The 21,082-nt window shown below is 38.5% G+C and carries 20 protein-coding genes; 14 read left to right on the top strand and 6 right to left on the bottom strand.

Annotated elements, in window-relative coordinates:
- Nucleotides 1–21: 21 nt before the first annotated feature.
- Genes HL290_RS06850 through HL290_RS06840 form a run of 3 tightly spaced genes read right to left on the bottom strand, consistent with a single transcriptional unit; the run spans nt 22 to nt 2,617 of the window.
- The gene (locus tag HL290_RS06850; protein ID WP_003651253.1) at nt 22–156 is read right to left on the bottom strand and encodes a hypothetical protein; all 135 of its coding nucleotides are present in this window, start codon (nt 154–156) and stop codon (nt 22–24) included.
- A gap of 15 nt (nt 157–171) precedes the next feature.
- A complete protein-coding gene (gene cydB / locus HL290_RS06845) occupies nt 172–1,179 on the bottom strand; it encodes a cytochrome d ubiquinol oxidase subunit II (RefSeq protein WP_003651254.1) in 1,008 nt (335 codons plus the stop codon).
- A complete protein-coding gene (locus HL290_RS06840; protein ID WP_003651255.1) occupies nt 1,172–2,617 on the bottom strand; it encodes a cytochrome ubiquinol oxidase subunit I in 1,446 nt (481 codons plus the stop codon). The genes cydB and HL290_RS06840 overlap by 8 nt, the downstream gene beginning before the upstream one ends.
- Before the next feature lie 653 nt (nt 2,618–3,270).
- On the opposite strand from HL290_RS06840, the gene HL290_RS06835 reads away from it, so the two are divergent.
- The 4 genes from HL290_RS06835 (at nt 3,271) to HL290_RS06820 (ending at nt 8,729) form a co-directional block, all read left to right on the top strand.
- On the top strand, nt 3,271–4,089 hold the full coding sequence (locus tag HL290_RS06835) for a hypothetical protein (RefSeq protein ID WP_198495996.1): 819 nt from the start codon (nt 3,271–3,273) through the stop codon (nt 4,087–4,089).
- A gap of 117 nt (nt 4,090–4,206) precedes the next feature.
- Nucleotides 4,207–5,502 (top strand): acyl-CoA dehydrogenase family protein, encoded by a 1,296-nt coding sequence (locus tag HL290_RS06830; protein ID WP_198495995.1) that lies wholly within the window; start codon nt 4,207–4,209, stop codon nt 5,500–5,502.
- 175 nt (nt 5,503–5,677) lie between these two features.
- A complete protein-coding gene (locus HL290_RS06825; RefSeq protein ID WP_064784413.1) occupies nt 5,678–7,069 on the top strand; it encodes an LLM class flavin-dependent oxidoreductase in 1,392 nt (463 codons plus the stop codon).
- A 193-nt stretch (nt 7,070–7,262) separates the two neighbouring features.
- A complete protein-coding gene (locus tag HL290_RS06820) occupies nt 7,263–8,729 on the top strand; it encodes an MFS transporter (RefSeq protein ID WP_198495994.1) in 1,467 nt (488 codons plus the stop codon).
- A gap of 61 nt (nt 8,730–8,790) precedes the next feature.
- Here HL290_RS06820 and HL290_RS06815 read toward each other — a convergent pair whose 3' ends face one another.
- Complete coding sequence (locus HL290_RS06815; RefSeq protein ID WP_017390478.1) at nt 8,791–9,975, bottom strand: hypothetical protein; 1,185 nt, start codon at nt 9,973–9,975, stop codon at nt 8,791–8,793.
- Nucleotides 9,976–10,416: 441 nt separating this feature from the next.
- On the opposite strand from HL290_RS06815, the gene tauA reads away from it, so the two are divergent.
- From tauA to tauD, 4 genes are read left to right on the top strand one after another with little or no spacing between them, the layout of a single operon-like run.
- Nucleotides 10,417–11,457: a taurine ABC transporter substrate-binding protein gene (gene tauA, locus HL290_RS06810; RefSeq protein ID WP_198495993.1), complete on the top strand. Its 1,041-nt coding sequence runs from the start codon at nt 10,417–10,419 to the stop codon at nt 11,455–11,457.
- Nucleotides 11,458–11,466: 9 nt separating this feature from the next.
- On the top strand, nt 11,467–12,261 hold the full coding sequence (locus HL290_RS06805; protein WP_198495992.1) for a taurine ABC transporter ATP-binding protein: 795 nt from the start codon (nt 11,467–11,469) through the stop codon (nt 12,259–12,261).
- Nucleotides 12,258–13,127: a taurine ABC transporter permease TauC gene (gene tauC, locus HL290_RS06800; protein WP_198495991.1), complete on the top strand. Its 870-nt coding sequence runs from the start codon at nt 12,258–12,260 to the stop codon at nt 13,125–13,127. Before HL290_RS06805 ends, tauC begins: the two co-directional genes overlap by 4 nt.
- Nucleotides 13,128–13,135: 8 nt before the next feature.
- Entirely contained in the window at nt 13,136–14,014 is an 879-nt protein-coding gene (tauD, locus tag HL290_RS06795; RefSeq protein WP_198495990.1) for a taurine dioxygenase, read from the top strand.
- Nucleotides 14,015–14,107: 93 nt separating this feature from the next.
- Here the strand turns inward: tauD and HL290_RS06790 are convergent, their stop codons facing one another.
- Nucleotides 14,108–14,998, bottom strand: coding sequence for a LysR family transcriptional regulator (locus tag HL290_RS06790; RefSeq protein WP_198495989.1), 891 nt, complete (start codon nt 14,996–14,998; stop codon nt 14,108–14,110).
- 197 nt (nt 14,999–15,195) lie between these two features.
- On the opposite strand from HL290_RS06790, the gene HL290_RS06785 reads away from it, so the two are divergent.
- The 3 genes from HL290_RS06785 (at nt 15,196) to HL290_RS06775 (ending at nt 18,289) form a co-directional block, all read left to right on the top strand.
- Complete coding sequence (locus HL290_RS06785; protein ID WP_001043290.1) at nt 15,196–15,882, top strand: hydrolase; 687 nt, start codon at nt 15,196–15,198, stop codon at nt 15,880–15,882.
- Between the two features lie 313 nt (nt 15,883–16,195).
- Nucleotides 16,196–18,070 (top strand): amidohydrolase, encoded by a 1,875-nt coding sequence (locus HL290_RS06780; RefSeq protein WP_198495988.1) that lies wholly within the window; start codon nt 16,196–16,198, stop codon nt 18,068–18,070.
- A 57-nt stretch (nt 18,071–18,127) separates the two neighbouring features.
- Nucleotides 18,128–18,289: a DUF1427 family protein gene (locus HL290_RS06775; protein ID WP_058061669.1), complete on the top strand. Its 162-nt coding sequence runs from the start codon at nt 18,128–18,130 to the stop codon at nt 18,287–18,289.
- 71 nt (nt 18,290–18,360) lie between these two features.
- Here HL290_RS06775 and arsC read toward each other — a convergent pair whose 3' ends face one another.
- The gene (gene arsC / locus HL290_RS06770; RefSeq protein ID WP_198495987.1) at nt 18,361–18,789 is read right to left on the bottom strand and encodes an arsenate reductase (glutaredoxin); all 429 of its coding nucleotides are present in this window, start codon (nt 18,787–18,789) and stop codon (nt 18,361–18,363) included.
- An 84-nt stretch (nt 18,790–18,873) separates the two neighbouring features.
- Between arsC and HL290_RS06765 the strand changes: the two genes are divergently transcribed.
- The 3 genes from HL290_RS06765 (at nt 18,874) to arsH (ending at nt 21,053) form a co-directional block, all read left to right on the top strand.
- Nucleotides 18,874–19,203, top strand: coding sequence for an ArsR/SmtB family transcription factor (locus HL290_RS06765; protein WP_045436426.1), 330 nt, complete (start codon nt 18,874–18,876; stop codon nt 19,201–19,203).
- 103 nt (nt 19,204–19,306) lie between these two features.
- Complete coding sequence (arsB, locus tag HL290_RS06760; RefSeq protein WP_198495986.1) at nt 19,307–20,353, top strand: ACR3 family arsenite efflux transporter; 1,047 nt, start codon at nt 19,307–19,309, stop codon at nt 20,351–20,353.
- Entirely contained in the window at nt 20,340–21,053 is a 714-nt protein-coding gene (arsH, locus tag HL290_RS06755) for an arsenical resistance protein ArsH (protein WP_198495985.1), read from the top strand. Before arsB ends, arsH begins: the two co-directional genes overlap by 14 nt.
- Nucleotides 21,054–21,082 lie beyond the last annotated feature (29 nt).

Below are 21,082 nucleotides of genomic sequence, written 5' to 3'. Positions count from 1 at the left end.
CATTTGCTTATAAAAATAAGTTTATTTTAGGTAAGGGGCTGCATAAATCAATATCACTTTAAACAAACCAGCAATAACAGCTAATGCTAAAAAACCACCTAGCCATAGCAAAATAAACCATTGGGTTTGAGACAGTTTAGAAGATAAATTTTTCATAAAACCCTCCTAACTTTAATGATAGCCTTCATCACCTACACGTACTTTGTCACGGAATACCCAGTAAGACACAATAGTGTAAGCAATAATGATTGGAATCAGAATGAGCGCACCGACCAAAGCAAACAGTTGGCTTGAATGAGGAGCTGCGGCTTGCCAGATGGTGACTGATGGCGGAATAATATAAGGCCACAAACTAATCACAAAACCTGTAAATGCAAGGAAAACGAGGGCTAGCGTATATATAAATGGTTTAAGGTCATGTTGCTGCTTTTTACACGCTGATAAAATCAGACCAACAAACAATAAGACCAAAATAGGTACAGGGCTAAAATAGAACAGATTTGGTAAAGAGAACCAGCGATCTGCGATTTCCGGATGAGTTAATGGTGTATATAGACTCACTCCACCAAAAATAATGAGCAGTGCAATAATCAGCTTTGGCATAAGCTCATACATACGTTGCTGCAAGCCTTTTTCGGTTTTTAAAATAAGCCATCCACATCCTAAAGTGGCATACATGGCAACTACACCAATACCAGTAAAGAAGGTAAATGGTGTCAACCAATCAAGTGATCCGCCAGAAAAAATACCATTGGTGGTTTTAATGCCTTGAATATAGGCACCCAAGATGATGCCTTGAAGGAAGCTAGTTAACACTGAACCCCAAATAAAAGCTAAGTCCCAAAGGTATTTGGTGCGATGAGCTTTAAAGCGGAATTCAAATGCGACTCCACGGAAAATTAAGGCAATTACCATAAAAATAATAGGTAAATACAGTGCCGATAAAACCGTTGAGTAAACTAGTGGAAATGCAGCATATAGACCCGCTCCACCGAGTACCATCCATGTTTCGTTGCCATCCCAGACAGGGGCTACGGTATTCATCATCACATCACGTTCTTGGCTGTTCTTAATGAAAGGGAACATGATCCCGATTCCTAAGTCAAAGCCATCCATGACGACATAAATCATGACACCTAAACCGATAATACCGACCCATATTAAAGAAAGATCAATCATGACGGTTCTCCCCAGAATTTTGTTTACTGTCAATGTTTTCATCGACAGCACTGAGTGGGCGCATTGGTGTTTTAAAGTGTCCAACACCGCCTGCTTCCATATTTGGCGTATCGATAAATACAGGGCCTTTATTAATCAATTTTAAGGTGTAGTAGATACCGCTACCAAAAACGATGGTATATACCACTACAAAAATAAAGAGGCTCAGGCCGACTTGTTCTGCCGAAACAGTATGAGATAAACCATCCTTAGTTCGTAGGATGCCATATACCACCCATGGTTGACGGCCGACTTCAGTAGTCACCCAACCTGCAAGCATGGCGATATAACCAGATGGCCCCATCACTAAAGCAAACTTATGGAACCATGAAGTTTCATAGAGTTTTCCACGCTTACGTAACCAAAGGGCTATTAAAGACAGCGTGACCATGAGTACGCCAAGGCCGACCATCACACGGAAGCTCCAGAAAACGATGGTTGAGTTTGGTCGATCTTCAGGTGCGAAGTCTTTTAAACCTGTGACTTGGCCATCTAAACTGTGAGTTAAAATTAAACTACCTAAATATGGAACACCCACTTCAAAATGGTTTCGTTCTTCTGTCATGTCTGGAATTGCAAAGAGTAACAGTGGCATAGGTTCATTGTGATTCGTTTCCCAATGACCTTCCATCGCTGCTAGTTTGGCTGGTTGATGCTCACGGGTATTTAAACCATGGTTATCACCAATTACGACTTGCAAACATGAAGTCACAAGCACCATCCATAGACCCATCGAGAACGATTTTTTTACCAATTCATCACGACGGCCTTTCACTAAGTGCCATGCAGAAGTTCCTACGACTAATAAAGAAGAAACTAAAAAGGCTGCTGCACCCATATGGGCAAAGCGGTAAGGGAAGGATGGGTTAAAGACAATTGCAAACCAGTCTTTTGGCACAATAATGCCATTTTCTATAGCGAAGCCTTGAGGGGTCTGCATCCAGCTATTGGATGATAAAATCCAGAACATGGAAATACAGGTACCAATCGCAACCATTAGTGTGGCAAAAAAGTGGGCTCTGGGTCCGACACGCCCCCAACCAAATAACATAATGCCTAAGAAACCAGCTTCTAAAAAGAAGGCACTCAAGACTTCATAGGTAAGTAAAGGACCAGTAATACTTCCTGCAATACGAGAGAACTCACTCCAGTTGGTACCGAACTGATAACTCATGACCACGCCCGAGACTACACCCATACCAAAGGCAACGGCAAAGATCTTGATCCAGTATTTAAACAGATCTTTATAAATCGGGTTTTGGGTTCTTAACCACTTCCACTCTAAAACTGCTAAAAAGCAGGCAAGACCAATGGAGGTGGCTGGAAAAATAATATGAAAGGATACTGTGAAAGCAAATTGTATTCGTGCTAATTCTAAAGCGGTTAGACCGAGGCTCATATACATTCCCCCTGTGAACTAGCTGATGATGATTGATTGTGTTAAATACTTATTTTCAGGCAATAAAGTATTCTGACGATTGAACTTACTTCTGTGATGAATGTTCTTAGCAAGTAAAATGCCAGAAGGGCGAAGTAATATAATTGATTGATATTTCAATAGAATAGACCGATTGATTGTTCTCAATCTGTTAACAAAGCTCATGCTTGATGTTGCATTTGTAAAAATGCATGTTGCATTGAAACATTGATGAAATATCTGACGATGAACCATAGATCGTTTCATGAAAACTACCTACCTTAAGAAGTTTTCTTAATCATGCACTCACTCATTTTGTATATGTAGATACAGAAATTTTTTATAAAACTATAACAGTCCGAAGTCATTATTATGGGTGCTATAGTTTTTTTTCAATTATCTGTAGCTATATATCCATTCATCTAAAGTCCAAAATAAAAATGAACAAGATTTATGGCTGACCAAAATCAATCTTCAAAAATACCATGAATGCGACTTTGGGTTTACATATGAGCACAGGATAAATTTCTTCTTGTCTATTCCCTTGTTGTTTTGTATGAGGTCTGGTTGTTACGTAGGTTATTAAAGACCTTGGCTTAAGTGTAGCTCTTCTAAAATAGCTTGGATGTTAAAAAATGTTTATTACTTCTCAACTCAATATCCTAAATAAAATTATTAAAAATCAGGCTATTCCAGCACCTATAATGGCTCAATTAGAGCAGGCCTATGTTAATCTTGAAGCAACTTTATTAAGAGCAAAAGTCTTAAGAGACTTTTCTAAATCTCAAACTGTTTATTTAATTCAATCACATATTCATCCACATCAAAGCAGTTTGGCTTATCTATTTTCACCTTTTGTTTTTGCTAACCTCAATAAGCCTGCTATTTATACAACACCAGCGACAAAGCCCGTTCTTGCTATTCTCAATAAATATTATCAAGCCGAAAAGAAAGTTTTGTTTAAAGTAGATGAAGTTCTTGAAAGTCTAAAAATATATCTAGATTTAGAATTATCAGAGCTGAGTGAAGTTGGGTTTATTTATTTAAGCTTAATCAAAGCGCTGTGCCGAAGTGATATCTCCACAATTTTTTTAATTACAAATTTAGATATAGACCTAGAGCATTTAGAAGAGCTTGCGTTGTTTTTAAAAGTCAAAATTTATTGGATTAATCCTCAACAAAATACTGGTTTAAACGATCTAAATGATTTAGATATGCGTCAATTATTATTTAAAAATAAAGATGAAACTTATGTGAAATTGTGTGCTCAATTTGCCCAGCTAAATGCACAGCTTGTAGGCTTATGTGACACTTTTACCGCCTCTCAAATGACCCATTTAATTGATGATATGTTTTATTCGGAACATATTTTTGAGAAGTTATCTGTCTATTCAGAATATATGCAAACCTTATTGCAAAGTCAGCATAGTCTTCAAAAGAAAGAGATCGCTTAATGTTGGTAGGCATTTTCTGGCGTTATATGAAGAATGAATACTGTTATAAAAAAATAATCGTTTTCATGTGAAATAAATATTTTATGGTAAAAGCAAAGCAATATTGGTTTTACATAAATGACAAATCTAAATTTTGAGCATCATCTCGGTTCACTAACTCACGCTGCACTTAGTCAGGCCTCAATCATTTCTCGGGTATGGGGTGAAGGACCTTCTGAACGTTATGATGAATTGGCAAAAAATTTTAGACCGACTTTTGCACGCATTAAAGAAGGGGCTTTAATCCGTGAGCAACAGCACATTTTGCCGTATGAACAACTTCAGTGGCTCAAAGATATTGGTTTTACACGGTTACGACTTCCTAAAGCACATGGTGGCTTTGAGGCAACTATTCCTGAATTATTTGCATTGTTAATTGAACTTGCTGAAGCAGACTCAAATTTACCGCAAGCGTTGCGTGTGCACTTCGGTTTTACTGAAGATGTGCTGGTCAGCAAAAATAAAGAATTTCAACAGCGCTGGCTAAGTCGAATTGCAAATGGTGAAACAGTTGGTAGTGCTTGGTCTGAAGGTGGGAAAGAGTCAATCGATCAATTCGAAACTCATTTATATCGGGATGCTGACGGAAAAATTCGAGTTAAAGGTCAAAAATACTACACCACAGGTAGTCTATATGCGGACTGGGTTGACGTTGGTGTAACAGATTTAAATGGGGAATCTGGCTCAGTCGTTGTGCGCCGTGAAGATGAAGGCGTTGAAATTGTAGATGACTGGAATGGCTTTGGTCAGCAACTCACCGCAAGTGGTACGGCATATTTCCATGACGTATTGGTTAATGAAACCGAAATCTTACCTGATGATGATCGTTTTAAATATTCGGCTGCCTATTATCAACTTGTGCAACTGGCAATCATTACTGGTTTAGGACGAGCTGCGACATATGATGTTTCACAAGCTGTGGCTAAACGTACCCGAAACTATACTCATGCGAATGCCCAATTTGTAAAACAGGACCCACAAATTTTACAAGTAGTGGGACAAATTCGTGGTGCGGCTTACAGTGCAGGGGCGATTGTTGAAAAAGTTGCACGCAGCTTACAGCGTGCTTACTTGGCAGCATTTCAAAATAATGAGCAGCTTGAAGAAGAACAGAATGCGCTTGCCGAACTTGAAAGTGCACAGTCTCAAACAGTTATTACCGATTTAATCTTAAACGCATCTACCATTTTATTTGATGCATTAGGTGCTTCAGCAACAGACAAAGATTTAGGCCTAGATCGATACTGGCGAAATGTAAGAACTTTATCTTCACACAACCCAAGAGTGTTTAAAAATCGGATTGTGGGTGATTTTAGTGTGAATGGAACATTACCGCCTTATCAGTGGCGAATTGGTAACGTTGCTAAACAATAATTTAAAATTTAAAATATTAAGCTGCTAGTTTTAGCGGCTTAATATTATTTTCGTTTTTAAAATAATTTATAAAAATCTATTAGAATAAAATCATATTTTGTTTGGGGTTTATATTATAAAGAATAGATAAAAATTGCTTTAGTATAAAAGTAATTAAAATGTTGGTTGATATTTTATGACTAAGAAGATTAGTTTTAATGCTTTTGAAATGAATTGTATTGCACATCAATCTCCTGGATTATGGCGACATCCTCAAGATCGCTCTGTTGAATATAAAGATTTAGAATATTGGACAGATTTAGCACAAATTTTGGAACGCGGTTTTTTTGACGGTATTTTTATTGCAGATGTGTTGGGGATTTATGACGTTTACCATCAAAGTGCTGAACATGCCTTAACAGGCGCAGTACAAGTTCCAGTCAATGATCCTTTGCAGATTGTACCAGCGATGGCGGCAGTCACAAAGCACTTGGGCTTTGGCGTCACGACTTCTATTTCCTTTGAGCATCCTTATCCTTTTGCTAGACGGATTAGCACGTTAGACCATTTAACCAAAGGGCGAGTTGGTTGGAATATCGTGACGTCTTATTTGGAAAGTGGTTCGAAAAACTTGGGCCTAAAAACTCAGGTCAATCATGACAATCGTTATGATATTGCTGATGAATATTTAGAAGTGCTCTATAAACTTTGGGAAGGTTCTTGGGAAGAAGGTTCGGTACTTCGTGACCGTGAAAACGGTATCTTTGCTGACCATAAAAAAGTGCATCCTATTCAGCATGAAGGTAAATACTTTACTGTACCGGGCATCCATATTTGTGAGCCATCACCACAGCGGACGCCTGTACTTTATCAAGCGGGAGCATCCTCACGCGGGCAGAAGTTTGCCAGTCAAAATGCCGAATGCGTATTTATTGCAGCGCCGTCTAAAATTGCTACTAAAAAAGTCGTGCAAGGCATTCGCCAAAAACTGGCTCAAGAAGGTCGAGACCCGTACTCAGTTAAAATTTATGCGCTCTTGTCTATTGTAACCGATGAAACCGATGCAAAAGCTCAGGCCAAGTTTAAAGAATATCAAAGCTATGGAAGCTATGATGGTGCTTTAACGTTGCTGTCTGGCTGGTCTGGTGTGGACTTCTCACAATATCAACCAACTGACAAAGTTGAATATATTCAAACCAATGCGATTCAATCTTTATTAGATTCTTATGTGAATGCAGACCCTGAGCGTGTATGGACGATTGAGGAAATTGCAAACTGGAACAGCTTAGGCGGTAATGGACCTGTGTTAGTGGGTTCGGCAGAAACTGTTTCGGATGCTTTACAACAATGGGTTGAAGATACTGATGTTGATGGCTTTAACCTTGCCTATATTTTGGCTCATCAAACCTTTGCCGATGTAGTTGAGTTTATTGTGCCAGAGTTGCAAAAACGAGGGGTATATCAAACCTCATATGCACAAGGAACATTAAGAGAAAAATTATTTGGTGCTGGGCCATATTTACCTGAAAATCACCGCGGTGCAAAATATCGCAATCTAAAAGAGTTAAAACTTGCTGAGGCGAGTTAATATTTGGGAAAGCCTTTAAATAAATAGCTGGTTAAATACCAGCTTTTATTTTGTCTTTTATATCGATTTTATTGCTGAGTTAATAATGAAAAAATAATTCTATAATTAATATTAAAAAATCAGATTAATTTGTTTTTGTATTGTGTGAATAATCATTATTTTGTTTCTGTGATTAAAATACAGGAATTATTAAGTGAGCATACAAGAACTCGATCATAACCAGCGTTATGAAATTAAATCTCCCGATGATGTTTCACAATTAATTTCCAAGTTTGCAGGGAAGGGCAAGTCTAATAAAGTCATTTGGTTGGCACTGATTGGGGTGTTTATTGATGCTTATGATTTAACGACACTCTCATTCGGTATTGAGCAAGTTATCTCAGAGTTTTCTTTAAGTCCCGTTATGACGGGTGTGGTGGCTTCAGCAATTGTCTGTGGAACCATTGTTGGTAATTTAATTGGCGGTTGGCTAACTGATAAAATCGGCCGTTATAGAGTGTTTATGGCTGACATGGTGCTGTTCGTCATTGCGGCAATTGTGGCAGGTTTTGCACCAAATGTTTGGGTTTTAATTTTAGCCAGATTTATTATGGGAATTAGTGTCGGGATCGATTTACCCGTCGCAATGTCCTACTTATCTGAATTTTCCAAATTTAACGGAAGTAGCAATAAGGCAGCCCGTTTAGCGGCATGGTGCCCAATGTGGTATGCGGCTTCTTCTGTCTGCTTTGGTCTGGTTTTAGCGCTTTATTTTCTTTTACCGCCTGAACATAGCAACTGGTTATGGCGAGCATCTTTAATTTTTGGAGCAGTGCCAGCGTTACTCATTATTTTTATTCGCGGTAAATATTTAACTGAATCACCCATTTGGCTGGCAAACCAAGGTGATTTAAAGGGTGCAGCTAAAGTTCTACAAGAGTCCTATGCAATTAATGCTGTAGCAACAGTCGAAAAAGTAGAAAGAACTGCTGAAAAGAAAAAACGTGAAGGATTTGCGGTTTTATTCAATAAAACCTATTTGCCAAGAACGATTGTGGCCATTGTGATTCACATTTCGGTGGCATTTCAGTACACCACTATTGCCTTCTTTTTACCTTCGATTTTGACACGGTTCTTTCATACAGATATTTTGACGACCATTACTACAACGCTCGGACTCAATTTACTGTTTGCATTTACGGGTGGGCTATTAGGTGTATTTGTCGCCAGCAGATTTAAATCTCGTCACGTGCTACTTACAGGTTTTTTACTTCAGTTTATTGCCCTTATTGCATTGGCATTGATTGGTGAACCGGGTAATAGCTTTTTACTCTACACCGCTATTGGGATGCTCGGTTTATGGCTTTTTGCTGAAGGTTTTGGGCCAGGTGCGCAAATGATGGTTTATCCGACCATGGCTTATCCAGCTTCGATTCGTGGCGTTGGTGTCGGGTTTAACCGTGCCGTAACTGGAGTGGCTCAGGCGATTGCCTTGTTTGTTTTACCGATCTGGATGGCGGGATATAAAACCGATGTTTACCTGATTATTTCTATCTTTGCTTTTATTCCTTTAATTGTGATTGGATTACTGATTAAGTTTGAGCCTACCGCCCAAGATGTCGATGTGATTGATGAAAATAGTCCAGAACTTCCACTTAATAATTCACCTGTAATTGATTAGTTAAATCTAAATTTTTAGATAAAAAATAAAGGCCAACATGTGTTGGCCTTTATTTTGTGAGTTAGAAATAATAAGCAAAAATCACAAACGCTTTTTTATTCCATTTATCGTTAGTTCCACCAGCTGCCAGACCTTCACTATCACCTAAGTATGGGTCATGTTTGCCAACTAGCAACTCGGCTTGTACTGTTAATTTTTGATAGTTAAACGCAATGCCGGGTATAAAACGGGTTGAGTCTTTAAAGCCATCTTGTTCTTTTCGATAAGAACTATAGTTTAGATACGGGCGAACTGAGGTAATCGGGCCAAACTGCTGAGGAAATAAATAGCTGAGTTCGGCTGAATAAATCTGACCTTTGGTTGCAGAGTTAAATGAATAATCGAAACCGCCCAGAGTCAGATGATCTTTATATTGGGTGTCGGCATTATCAATATCTTGATAACCAGCCAAAAGCTGCAAATTCCATTGGTTATAATTGGTATTGCTAAAAACTGAATAAACTTGGCGATCGCCATCTTGTCCTGAACGTTTGTTTTCAATGGTGGAATACCATGCAGAGGCACCAAGTTGGGTAGAGAAATTTTCTTGGCCTAGAACATTTTTAAAGGTATGAGCACCGCGAACAACAATCGAGTTCTTTTCTTTGGTATTGGTGCCTTGCGGTACAGAGTCATCCGCATTGACAGGGTTGATACTAAATCGACTCGAGTCTTTGCTTTTACCTCTATAGGTGCCACCATCGGTAGGATAAAAGGCAAGTTGTGCTTCATTGATTCCATCATTGAAATCATATTTCACCCCAAGATTATGTACATCTTCCCAACCTGCACTATTGGCAATCCCTAAATAATAAGTATTTCCCCAAAAGCGACCCAAGCCAAAAGGAACTGGGTTTAAGCCAGCAATAATTTTACTGTTGTCATTAATTTTATAACCCATCCATGCATCCGTCAGCCAATTGGCATCGCCTAAACGCCCGTAATATTCATAAACTCGATAATCTAAACGGCCAATCCATTTCGGGGAGTTGTAGTCCAACCATAATACTGCGTCGTTAAAGGAAAATTTACTCGTAGAGGGTTCAGAGTCAAAATCATAAACATATTTAGCCCGAACAGTACCACTTACTTTAAGTTGACCTTCTTCAGCATTACCAAAGGTAAGGGCTGCATGACTTGAAAGGCTGAATGTAATTAAAGTCGTTGCGATGAATATTTTTTTGAAAGTTTTGGGATGTTTAAACAAAAGATTCTTTCTCCTCTTAAAAAATAAAAATTAAATTTGCGTTATGTATAAACCAGAAAAAGATTTGTCCAAATCTTAATATTTGCAGAGGTTTTTAGATAAAAAGATAATAAAATCTGATCGTTATATAAAAGAATGAAAATTAATTAGATGCAAAACTCTGGTTGCGATAAGCAAAAACAAAAATGATGAAATGAGTAGGATAAAATAATTAGAGGGTGTGTGTCAGGTGTTCATCATCATGTATTTTTTGAATATCGTTTTTAATTATTGATATATAAGTATTTTAATTTTACCTCTAACCTGTAAGTTTATTTGATATTTTCTTTTTACCAAAAGATAAAAACTTATAAGGAAAAGTTATTTATAAAAACCTGATAAGCAACTCATATTTTTTTATTTTTCATTATAAAGCCGGCTGCATACCATGAGCTTATATTATTGAAAGATCATGAAATTATGAGCACAAAGACCAAACCGTTGATTATCACGGCAATTGTGGTTGTAGCAATTGTTGCATTTATCGTATGGCAAAATAAGAAAGACAATAATACAAGTGCTTCAGTTCGTGACAGCAAACCAGTCATCATTGCTTATCAAACTGGGGTTGACCCAAGCAAAGTGGCACAGGCCAATGGGGAATATGAAAAGCATAGTCAACGTACCATTCAATGGAAAAAATTTGATGCCGGCTCAGACGTTGTAAACGCTCTGGCCTCAGGCGATGTTGTGCTTGGCAATATTGGATCAAGTCCACTTGCAGCTGCGGCAAGCCGTGATTTACCGATTGAAGTATTCTTAATTACTTCAAAACTTGGTGGGTCTGAAGCATTAGTGGTAAGTAATAAATCAGGCATTAAAAGCCCTCAAGATTTAATTGGAAAAACTATTGCTGTACCTTTTGTTTCAACTACGCATTACAGCCTATTGTCTGCGCTTAAACATTGGAATATTCCAGAAGACAAAGTAAAAATTATTAACTTGCGTCCACCTGAAATTTCAGCTGCTTGGGAACGTGGTGATATTGATGCTGCCTATGTGTGGGAACCAGCTTTAAGTAAAGCTAAAGCATCTGGCACGGTTTTAACCGACTCAAAACAAGTCGGCGAATGGGGTGCTCCAACTTATGATTTATGGGTTGTACGTAAAGACTTTGCAGAGAAAAATCCTGATTTCTTAAAAGCTTTTGTCCAAACCACACTTGAGCAACTCGAAAAATATAACCAAGACCCAGCCGCTTACGTTAAAAATGCTGATAACGTTGAGAAAATTGCGCAGTTAACAGGTTCTGATCCAAAAGATATCCCGCTTTTATTAAGTGGAAATATTTACCTTGACCATGCTCAGCAAAAACAAACCTTAGATGGCGAGTTTGCGCAAAATATCTTTGATACTGCGAAATTCTTAAAAGGTCAGGGCAAAGTCGACCAACTTAAAGCCGATTATAAAGGTAATGTGAACTCTTCATTTTTGCAGCCTTAAGGAGTTGTCATGAGTGTATTAGAAGCCAAACATATTCATCTGACTTTTCCTAAACAGCAAAAGCCAGTTTTACAAGACATTAACCTAACGATTGAAGAGGGTTCTTTAACCGTCATTTTAGGTGAGTCGGGTTGTGGCAAAACAACTTTGCTTAATATCTTGGCAGGTTTTCAAAAGCCAAGTTCCGGTGATGTGCTTGTAAATCATGAAGTGGTAAATGGGCCAGATGTAACACGCGCTGTGGTGTTTCAGGATCATGCATTACTTCCTTGGTTGAATGTTGCAGATAATGTTGGCTTCGCTTTGCAGTTAAAAGGTTTAAAGCGCGCAGATATCGAAGCACAAGTGAACGCAATTTTAAAAATTGTGGGTTTAAGTCACGTTGAAAAAGCCAATATCTGGGAGCTTTCTGGTGGTATGAAACAACGTGTTGGCATTGCCAGAGCTTTGATTAGTCACGCGCCATTTATTTTATTAGATGAACCTTTTGCAGCACTCGATGCTTTTACACGTGAAAACATGCAGCAGTTAGTGCTCGATTTATGGATTCAACAAAATAAAAGCTTCTTTTTAATTACACATGACATTGAAGAAGCATTGTTGCTCAGCAATCAGTTAGTTCTGATGACAGCACATCCAGGCAAAATTGTAGAAACTTTACATCTCGATTTTGCGAAGCGATATCGTCAGGGCGAGTCTATTCGCTCGATTAAATCTGACCCTCAATTTATTCAGCTTAGAGAGCAGCTGTTTGAAAGTTTAAGGGCACAAAAGCAAAGCGGTAAGGAGGCGTTAACCACATGAGCACTAAAGATAACGTCTATGAATATGACAAAGCAGGGCTAAAACTTAAGCCAGATGTGCAAACAGAAAATCCTTCATTTTTATCGTCATTTTTTGAGAAGCATCGAACTTTGGCGGTAAGTTTTATTAGTGTGGGAAGCGTTGTTGCGATTTGGTTTCTCATTACTGCTTTGCATGTGGTACCTGAACTGTTTTTACCTAGCCCACAGGCAGTATGGCAAAAATTTATATCGGTAAGCCAAGAAGGCTTTATGAAGGCAACCTTGTGGCAACACTTAGCAGCCAGCATCTCTCGTGTATTTTTAGCTTTGATTGCTGCCGTGGTGATTGGTGTTCCGCTGGGCTTATGGATGGGGCTGAACAAATGGGTTCGCGCTGTTTTAGATCCTTTGGTTGAGTTATTACGCCCAATCCCACCGTTAGCTTATTTGCCATTACTCGTGATTTGGTTTGGTATTGGCGAAACCACAAAAGTACTTTTGATTTTCTTCTCGATTTTGGCGCCTGTCATTATTAGTAGTGCGCATGGTGTGTTGAGCCATCAGCTTAATCGTGAACGAGCTGCCTTGTCGCTAGGAGCAAGTCAGTCACAAGTATTTTGGCATGTCATTTTGCCAACGGCTTTACCTCATATTATTACCGGTATCCGTATTGGTCTTGGGGTAGGTTGGTCAACATTAGTTGCAGCAGAGTTGGTTGCAGCGGACCGTGGTATTGGTTTTATGGTGCAATCGGCAGCACAGTTCTTAATTACCGATACGGTGATTTTGGGCATTATTGTGATTGCGATTGTCGCAGTTAGTTTTGAGCTGTTTTTACGTTGGTTACAAAAACAGTTTTCTCCTTGGTATGGTCAGCAGTTGTAGTAAAGAAGATGAATAAAGTAGTAGCAAACTTAAATATTGAAGTGATCAAGCCTACCATTGGCGCAATTATTCACGATATTGATTTGAATGCGTTAAATGAAAAGACGACGCAACAAATCCAGCAGGCTTTGCTTGATCATCAGGTCATTTTTTTTCGAAAGCAACAATTAGCGCCGCAAGCACAAGCAGACTTAGCTCGTAGTTTTGGCAGCTTACATGTGCACCCAATTTATCCTTCAATTGAAGATGTGCCTGAAGTGATGGTGCTCGATAGCTGGAAACAAGACTTGCGTGACAATGAACTTTGGCACACAGATGTGACTTTTAGTAAAAATCCACCATTAGGGTGCGTGTTGCAAGCTATTAAAATTCCACCTGTAGGCGGTGACACGTTGTGGTCCAGTAATACAGCAGCTTTTAAAGGGCTTCCGCTCGAACTACAGCAGAAATTACGTGGCTTAACTGCAACACACGATATTCGTAAGTCTTTTCCACTTGAACGTTTTGCCCATAACGAAGAAGAACGTGAAAAGCTTTTGCAAACTTTTAAGCGTAATCCGCCAGTGGTTCACCCAGTGGTGCGTACCCATCCGGTTACAGGTGAACCTTTGTTGTTTATAAGTGAAGGCTTTACCACTCGAATTAATGAGTTAGGGGAACAAGAAAGCGAGCAGTTACTTAATTTCTTGTTTGAACATGCGACCCAAGAGCAGTTTCATTTACGTTGGAAGTGGCAAGATGGTGATGTAGCGATTTGGGATAACCGTTGTACGCAACATAAAGCATTATTTGATTATGGCGATGCACATCGCATTATGCACCGTGCAACCATTAATGGTGATACACCATTTTATCGAAAAGAGCAGCCAGAGCTTGCTGTGGTTTAAGCAGAGCAAAATTTATTTAAAAATAAGAAGATTGAAGCTACTCAAACCAACTAAAAAAAGTGGGCCAATTCTTATGGAAAAGGCCCAGACCACTTATTTTATAGGAGCGATTTGATGTGTTAAAAAATCAATAAATAGTTTTACTTTCTTCGACAAAATTTTACGGTTTGGCCATGTCACATATAAATGAAGTGGTTGACTGGTGTAGTCTTCCAAACATTTCTGTAATTTACCTTCTTTGTAGTAAGGCTCCGCAATAAACTCTGGAAGAAAGACAATACCGTGATCTTTTAGGCACATATCTAATAATAATTCACCATTATTACAGGTCATTACTGGGAAACAATTAAAGGACACTTCTTTTTGATCTTTTTGGAAAATCAACTTCTTATGACGGCTATCTTGATAATAAATTAAAAATTTATGATCTTTGAGTTCCTCTAAAGAGGCGGGTAATCCATGCTGATTAAAATACTCAGGCGTTGCATATAAATATCGTTGATAGGTATTTAATATTTTACTATTTGCCAAATTTGGAGGAGAGCCATCTACACGAATTGTTAAATCAAATTTATTATTATTCATGTCTAATAGCTGATCTGTCATGAACAAATCAATTTTGATACTAGGGTATTTTTCAATAAAGTCTGAAATTATATTTTGAAGAAAAATATTGCTAAAAGACATGGGGGTATTGAGCTTGAGTTCACCTTCAGGGTACTGCTGATTGTAGTTAATTTCATAGGCAGCCCATTCAAACTCACTTAAAATGACTTTGCTATGTTGATAAAACTTTTCTCCACAAGAGGTAAGGTTCATCTGTCTTGTGGTTCTGGTTAATAGTGTAGTTTTTAGGTCATTTTCGAGGTAGCAAACGCGTTTGGCAACTAAGTCACGAGAGATATCGAGTGCTCTGGCTGCACTACTAAAATTACCATGTTCTACGACACTTATAAAAGTGGAAATACAGTCTAATCGATCCATGGATAAGCGAAAGTTAAAAAAATATATATCAATGATTAAACTATAAAAATTAAAAAGCAATCATTGTTTTTATTGTATTCGTGCAGGATACAGATTCGTGCTGATTTGCTGTCTATGCTTTTACATTTTTATCTGTTTTGATAGTGACCAGTAAGCAATTTCAATGCATTACTCATAAGGAATAATGGAGTTTACCCATGAATAAATCACTTTTAGAACAACTATCACCAACGAATTGTCAGGTTATTTTTATTGATCACCAGCCACAAATGGCTTTTGGGGTACAGTCAATAGACCGCCAAGTATTAAAAAATAATACTGTAGGGTTAGCAAAAGCAGCTAAAACGTTCAATATTCCTGTCACCATTACTACGGTTGAAACTGAAAGCTTCTCTGGTCATACCTATCCTGAGCTTTTAGATGTATTTCCTGATGCTCCATTATTAGAACGTACTTCAATGAATTCATGGGATGACCAAAAAGTACGTGATTCACTTGCAAAAAATAATCGTAAGAAAGTGATTGTTTCGGGTTTGTGGACTGAAGTGTGCAATAACACTTTTGCTTTTGGTGCCATGCTTGAAGGTGATTATGAAATTTATATGGTTGCAGATGCTTCTGGTGGTACATCGAAAGAAGCACATGACTATGCCATGCAACGTATGATTCAAGCAGGTGTTGTTCCAGTAACTTGGCAACAAGTATTACTTGAATGGCAACGTGATTGGGCACACCGTGATACCTATGATGCAGTCATGGCAATTGTACGTGAGCATTCTGGTGCTTATGGTATGGGCGTTGATTATGCCTATACGATGGTACATAAGGCACCTGAACGTACCACATCAAAACACGAAGTACTTGCACCCGTTCCTGCAAAATAAGAAATAGTTGAGTTAAGGGTATTTCGATATTTAAGTTGATTTATTCGATTTTTGACTATATTTGATAAGTGGAAAAGCCATCTGCAACTGTTCGAGGCAGGACAAAATCTGAAAAAGATTGTAATTGAACGAGTTTTGCAGATGGCAGTGGTTTTGGTTACTTTTCCCGAAAGAAAAGTAATAGAATTAACTACTTTTATTGAATGTAAAAAAACGGTCAGACTCCGTCGTGTAAAATCAAAAGAATAATGAAATATATATGTTGCTATACCTTTATTTTTTAGAACGATAATTCACAAGAATGGAGTTCAGAATGACCGAAATAAACCTCATACTCAAAAACGGTAAAATCACCACACTAGATCCTAAAAATCCAGAAGTACAAGCAATTGCCATAGCAGATGGTAAAGTCGTACGCACTGGCACAAATGATGAGATCATGAAGCTGGCATCAGCGACGAGCAAAGTTGTAGATTTAAATGGTCGTCGCGTTATACCGGGTTTAAATGACAGCCATCTACATATTATTCGTGGTGGTCTAAACTACAATATGGAGCTGCGCTGGGAAGGTGTGCCATCTGTAGCGGATGCACTACTCTTACTCAAGGAACAAGCCGATAATACACCAGCTCCTCAATGGGTACGTGTGGTTGGTGGTTGGACTGAATTCCAGTTTGCCGAAAAGCGTTTACCGACTTTAGAAGAAATTAATAAAGCCGCTCCTGATACTCCAGTATTTGTTTTACATTTATATGCTAGCGCCTTGTTGAACCGAGCTGCGCTTGATGTATTGGGCTTTAATAAAGACACACCAGACCCACCCGGCGGCAAGATTGTACGAGATGAAAAGGGTGAGCCAACAGGACTATTGCTCGCAACGCCGTCAGCTATGATTTTATATTCGACCTTGGGCAAAGCACCGAAATTACCAGTTGAAGATCAAGTCAATTCAACTCGTCATTTCATGCGTGAACTCAATCGATTAGGTATTACTTCTGCAATCGATGCGGGTGGCGGTGGGCAAAATTATCCTGAAGATTATGATGTGATTAAGCAATTGCATGACCAAAATCAAATGACGGTGCGAATTGCTTACAACTTATTTGCTCAAAAGGCAGGTCAGGAGCTTGATGATTATCGTCGCTGGACAGAAATGACATTCCCAGGCGATGGTGATGAACTATTTAGAATGAATGGAGCGGGTGAGAACCTGACTTGGTCGGCGGGAGACTTTGAAGATTTCTATGAGCCGCGTCCAGATTTACCAGAAAAAATGGAAGGTGAACTCGAAGCCATTGTAGAGCATTTATCTGAAAAGAAATGGCCATTCCGTATTCATGCAACCTATGATGAAAGTATTAATCGCTTGCTCAATGTGTTTGAAAAAGTAAATTCAAAACAGCCATTTGCAACTCGATTTATTATTGACCATGCCGAAACCGTATCTGAACGTAATATTGAGCGTATTGGTGCGTTGGGCGGTGGTATCGCCATTCAACACCGTATGGCATATCAAGGTGAGATTTTCGTAAAACGCTATGGAGCTGAAGCTGCTCAAGCAACGCCACCAGTTAAGAAAATGCTAGAACTAGGTGTTCCTGTCGGAGCTGGCACTGATGCAACACGTGTTGCTTCTTATAACCCTTGGGTGTGTTTATATTGGTTGAGCACAGGTAAAACTGTTGGTGGTTTACCTTTATATGATGAAAAAAATCTATTAGATCGTCAAACAGCACTCATGCTCTGGACCAAAGGTTCTGCATGGTTTTCAGGTGAAAAAGATGTCAAAGGTTCACTAACAGCAGGGGAACTTGCTGACTTGGTCGTGCTGTCTGATGACTACTTCAAAGTTGAGGCAGATGATATTCAGTGGATTGAGTCTGTGCTCACTGTTTTGGGTGGAAACGTTGTGTATGCCGGAGCAGAGTTTAAGCAGGATGATCCTCCATTACCACCAGCATCACCAACATGGTCGCCAGTAAAACGCTTTGGTGGACAATGGCGTTTATCTGAAAACCGTAATGCACCTTCAAATCAGTCTTTACAGTCAGAAAGCGCGCTTTGTTCATGTGCTAGCAGTTGCGGTATGCATGGACATAGCCACTCATGGATGCTTGATGTTCCTGTAAATGATAAAGATAAAAAATCTTTCTGGGGCGCACTGGGTTGTTCGTGTTTTGCATTTTAAATAAAACAGTAGGGGAACCTGCCGCTTTAAATGGCTTGGTTCTCTAAGGTATGTACCATGAAAATGTACTTATTATCTTTGGCTGTAGGGTTGCTCGTTGGTATCTTATATTATGTTTTAAATGTGAAGTCGCCAGCTCCACCTCTTGTTGCATTAGTCGGTTTATTAGGCATGGTGATAGGAGAACAACTCCTTCCTTTTATTAAATCCTACTTTTAACCTTTTTCATTTAACAAAAAAGCTAAATGGTATTGCGCCATTTAGCTTTTTATATTGATGAGAATCTTAAATTATTTTATTCGTTGACCTTGTTCATTAATGATCACTTCACCATCTTCTTTTGCAAAATAGCCTAAGTTTTCTGAATCTAAAATATCAAGGACAATTTCAGAAGGGCGGCACAAACGTGTACCTTTTGAAGTCACTACAAACGGACGATTAATTAAAATTGGGTACTGAACCATAAAATCAATTAATTGTTCATCTGTCCAGCTGTCTTGTTCCAAATCTAAATCTTTATATGGATCAACATTTTTACGAATTGCATCACGAACGGTTAATCCAGCTTGTGAAATGAGTTGAGTAAGCTCATCTTTACTAGGAGGTGTCTGTAAATATTCAATAACAATGGGTTCAATCCCAGCGTGACGAATAAGTGCAAGCGTATTACGTGAGGTGCCGCAAGCAGGGTTATGGTAAATCTTCACTAGCTCAGTCATGACAAATTTATCGCCGAATTAAGATATTGCATTTATATATGGATATCCGTATATTTGCAATAACGAATATGAACTGTTGCTGACATGATTACTCAAGTCGATTTTTTTAAATGTCTTTCAGACCCCACTCGGTTAAATATTCTTAAATTAGTTTTAAACAAACAAAACATATGTGTCTGTGAGCTAACAGAACAGCTAGATTTAAGCCAACCGAAAATTTCTAGACATCTAGCTCTACTGCGTACCCATGGCGTATTACTCGATGAAAGAAAAGGACAGTGGGTTTATTACAGCTTAAATCCAGTTTTACCTATATGGGCGTTGGATATTTTAAAAGTTATAGAAAAGCATCAAGACGGAACTATGGCTCAACAACTGGATCAACCTTTATCAATAGCGACTTGCTGTGATTAAGGTTTGAAAAACTTTATTTGAAAATGTTTGCTTGTTTAAGTTACCGGAATAAATCATTCCTATATGACAAGTAAAACTCATAAATTCTTTCATTGAGCAGAACATGACTAAACAAGGCCTTTCTTTTTTAGACCGGAACCTAACGCTATGGATTTTTATTGCCATGGGTTTAGGGGTGGCAATAGGTGTTTTCTTTCCTCAAGCCTCGGTTTCTTTGAATCAACTCAGTGTAGATAACGTTAATATTCCGATTGCAATTGGTTTAATTTTAATGATGTATCCACCTTTGGCAAAGGTAGATTACGCAGCTTTACCCGAAGTATTTAAAGATAAAAAAACGTTGGCTTTGTCTTTAGTACAAAACTGGTTAATTGCTCCAATTTTGATGTTTGCTTTAGCGATTATTTTTCTGCATAACTATCCGGAATATATGACAGGTCTAATCCTGATAGGCTTGGCACGTTGTATTGCAATGGTATTGGTATGGAACAGTTTGGCATGTGGGGATAACCAATATGTTGCTGCTTTAGTTGCTTTTAACAGTATCTTCCAGATTTTATTCTTTAGTACTTATGCATGGCTTTTCTTAACTTTCTTGCCGCCGTATTTTGGTGTGGCGGGTCAAGTCATTGATGTGAATTTCTGGACCATTACCCATGCTGTATTGGTGTATTTAGGTATTCCATTTTTAATGGGTTTTCTAACGCGACTCATTTTAGTGAAAGCAAAAGGATTAGATTGGTATCAAACTAAATTCTTGCCAAAAATTAGTCCAATTAGTTTGATTGCATTACTTTTTACCATTGTGGCGATGTTCAGCTTAAAAGGTGGTGATGTGGTGAGCTTACCTTTAGATGTACTACGAATTGCAATTCCACTGACGATTTACTTTGTGGTGATGTTCTTCATTAGCTTCTTTATGAGTAAACGTATGGGGAATAACTACCCACGTACCACTGCCATTTCATTTACCGCTGCGGGTAACAACTTTGAGCTCGCTTTAGCCGTTGCGATTGCAACATTTGGTTTAGCGTCACCTGTAGCATTTACTACAGTCATAGGACCATTAGTTGAGGTTCCGGTTTTAATTTCACTCGTTTCAGTTTCTCTTTGGCTCAAGAAAAAGTATTTCTCACATGAACAGTCTTAACAATGATTTATCAAATGTAGCGTTAAATCTTTTAGATAAGCCTACCTTTGAACAAGTGCAAGCACAGCAACTTGAACATCCACCACGCATTTTATTGCTATATGGGTCTAATCGTGAGCGTTCTTATAGCCGTTTTGCTGTGTTGACGGCTGGCCGAATTCTTGAATATTTAGGTGCCGAGGTCAAAATTTTTCATCCTAAAGGTTTACCTTTACCAGAGGATGCAGCAACAGATCATCCTAAAGTGCAAGAGTTGCATGAGCTTTTGGCTTGGGCAGAAGGTATGGTGTGGTGTTCACCAGAACGTCATGGTGCGATGAGTTCGATTTTAAAAGCTCAGATTGATTGGATTCCCTTAGCTGGCGGAGCAATTCGTGCAACTCAAGGTAAAACTTTAGCTGTTATGCAGGTTAGTGGAGGTTCTCAATCTTTCAATGCTGTGAATCAAATGCGCATTTTAGGGCGCTGGATGCGTATGATTACGATCCCGAATCAGTCTTCAGTTGCTAAAGCTTTTTTAGAATTTGAAGAAGATGGAAGTATGAAACCATCCTCTTACTATGACCGAATTGTCGATGTAATGGAGGAACTCTATAAGTTCACTTTATTAACACGTGGACAAAAACAATATCTGACAGATCGCTATTCGGAACGTAAAGAATCGGCAGAAGAATTATCTAAACGAATCAATCAAAAATAGTAGATTGATGACAATAAAAAAGTGCTCAC

Origin of the sequence: Acinetobacter sp. AC1-2, from assembly GCF_016124155.1 — a bacterium.
In the GTDB taxonomy this organism is placed as follows: domain Bacteria; phylum Pseudomonadota; class Gammaproteobacteria; order Pseudomonadales; family Moraxellaceae; genus Acinetobacter; species Acinetobacter calcoaceticus.
The sequence above is the reverse complement of the archived record's forward strand: the minus strand, read 5'-3'. Positions and strand labels throughout refer to the sequence as shown.

Coding starts and splice junctions, on each gene's coding strand:
- HL290_RS06850 (WP_003651253.1), bottom strand. CDS start 156: ATGAAAAATTTATCTTCTAAACTGTCTCAAACCCAATGGTTTATTTTG.
- cydB (WP_003651254.1), bottom strand. CDS start 1,179: ATGATTGATCTTTCTTTAATATGGGTCGGTATTATCGGTTTAGGTGTC.
- HL290_RS06840 (WP_003651255.1), bottom strand. CDS start 2,617: ATGAGCCTCGGTCTAACCGCTTTAGAATTAGCACGAATACAATTTGCT.
- HL290_RS06835 (WP_198495996.1), top strand. CDS start 3,271: ATGTTTATTACTTCTCAACTCAATATCCTAAATAAAATTATTAAAAAT.
- HL290_RS06830 (WP_198495995.1), top strand. CDS start 4,207: ATGACAAATCTAAATTTTGAGCATCATCTCGGTTCACTAACTCACGCT.
- HL290_RS06825 (WP_064784413.1), top strand. CDS start 5,678: ATGACTAAGAAGATTAGTTTTAATGCTTTTGAAATGAATTGTATTGCA.
- HL290_RS06805 (WP_198495992.1), top strand. CDS start 11,467: ATGAGTGTATTAGAAGCCAAACATATTCATCTGACTTTTCCTAAACAG.
- tauC (WP_198495991.1), top strand. CDS start 12,258: ATGAGCACTAAAGATAACGTCTATGAATATGACAAAGCAGGGCTAAAA.
- tauD (WP_198495990.1), top strand. CDS start 13,136: ATGAATAAAGTAGTAGCAAACTTAAATATTGAAGTGATCAAGCCTACC.
- HL290_RS06790 (WP_198495989.1), bottom strand. CDS start 14,998: ATGGATCGATTAGACTGTATTTCCACTTTTATAAGTGTCGTAGAACAT.
- HL290_RS06785 (WP_001043290.1), top strand. CDS start 15,196: ATGAATAAATCACTTTTAGAACAACTATCACCAACGAATTGTCAGGTT.
- HL290_RS06780 (WP_198495988.1), top strand. CDS start 16,196: ATGACCGAAATAAACCTCATACTCAAAAACGGTAAAATCACCACACTA.
- HL290_RS06775 (WP_058061669.1), top strand. CDS start 18,128: ATGAAAATGTACTTATTATCTTTGGCTGTAGGGTTGCTCGTTGGTATC.
- arsC (WP_198495987.1), bottom strand. CDS start 18,789: ATGACTGAGCTAGTGAAGATTTACCATAACCCTGCTTGCGGCACCTCA.
- HL290_RS06765 (WP_045436426.1), top strand. CDS start 18,874: ATGATTACTCAAGTCGATTTTTTTAAATGTCTTTCAGACCCCACTCGG.
- arsB (WP_198495986.1), top strand. CDS start 19,307: ATGACTAAACAAGGCCTTTCTTTTTTAGACCGGAACCTAACGCTATGG.
- arsH (WP_198495985.1), top strand. CDS start 20,340: ATGAACAGTCTTAACAATGATTTATCAAATGTAGCGTTAAATCTTTTA.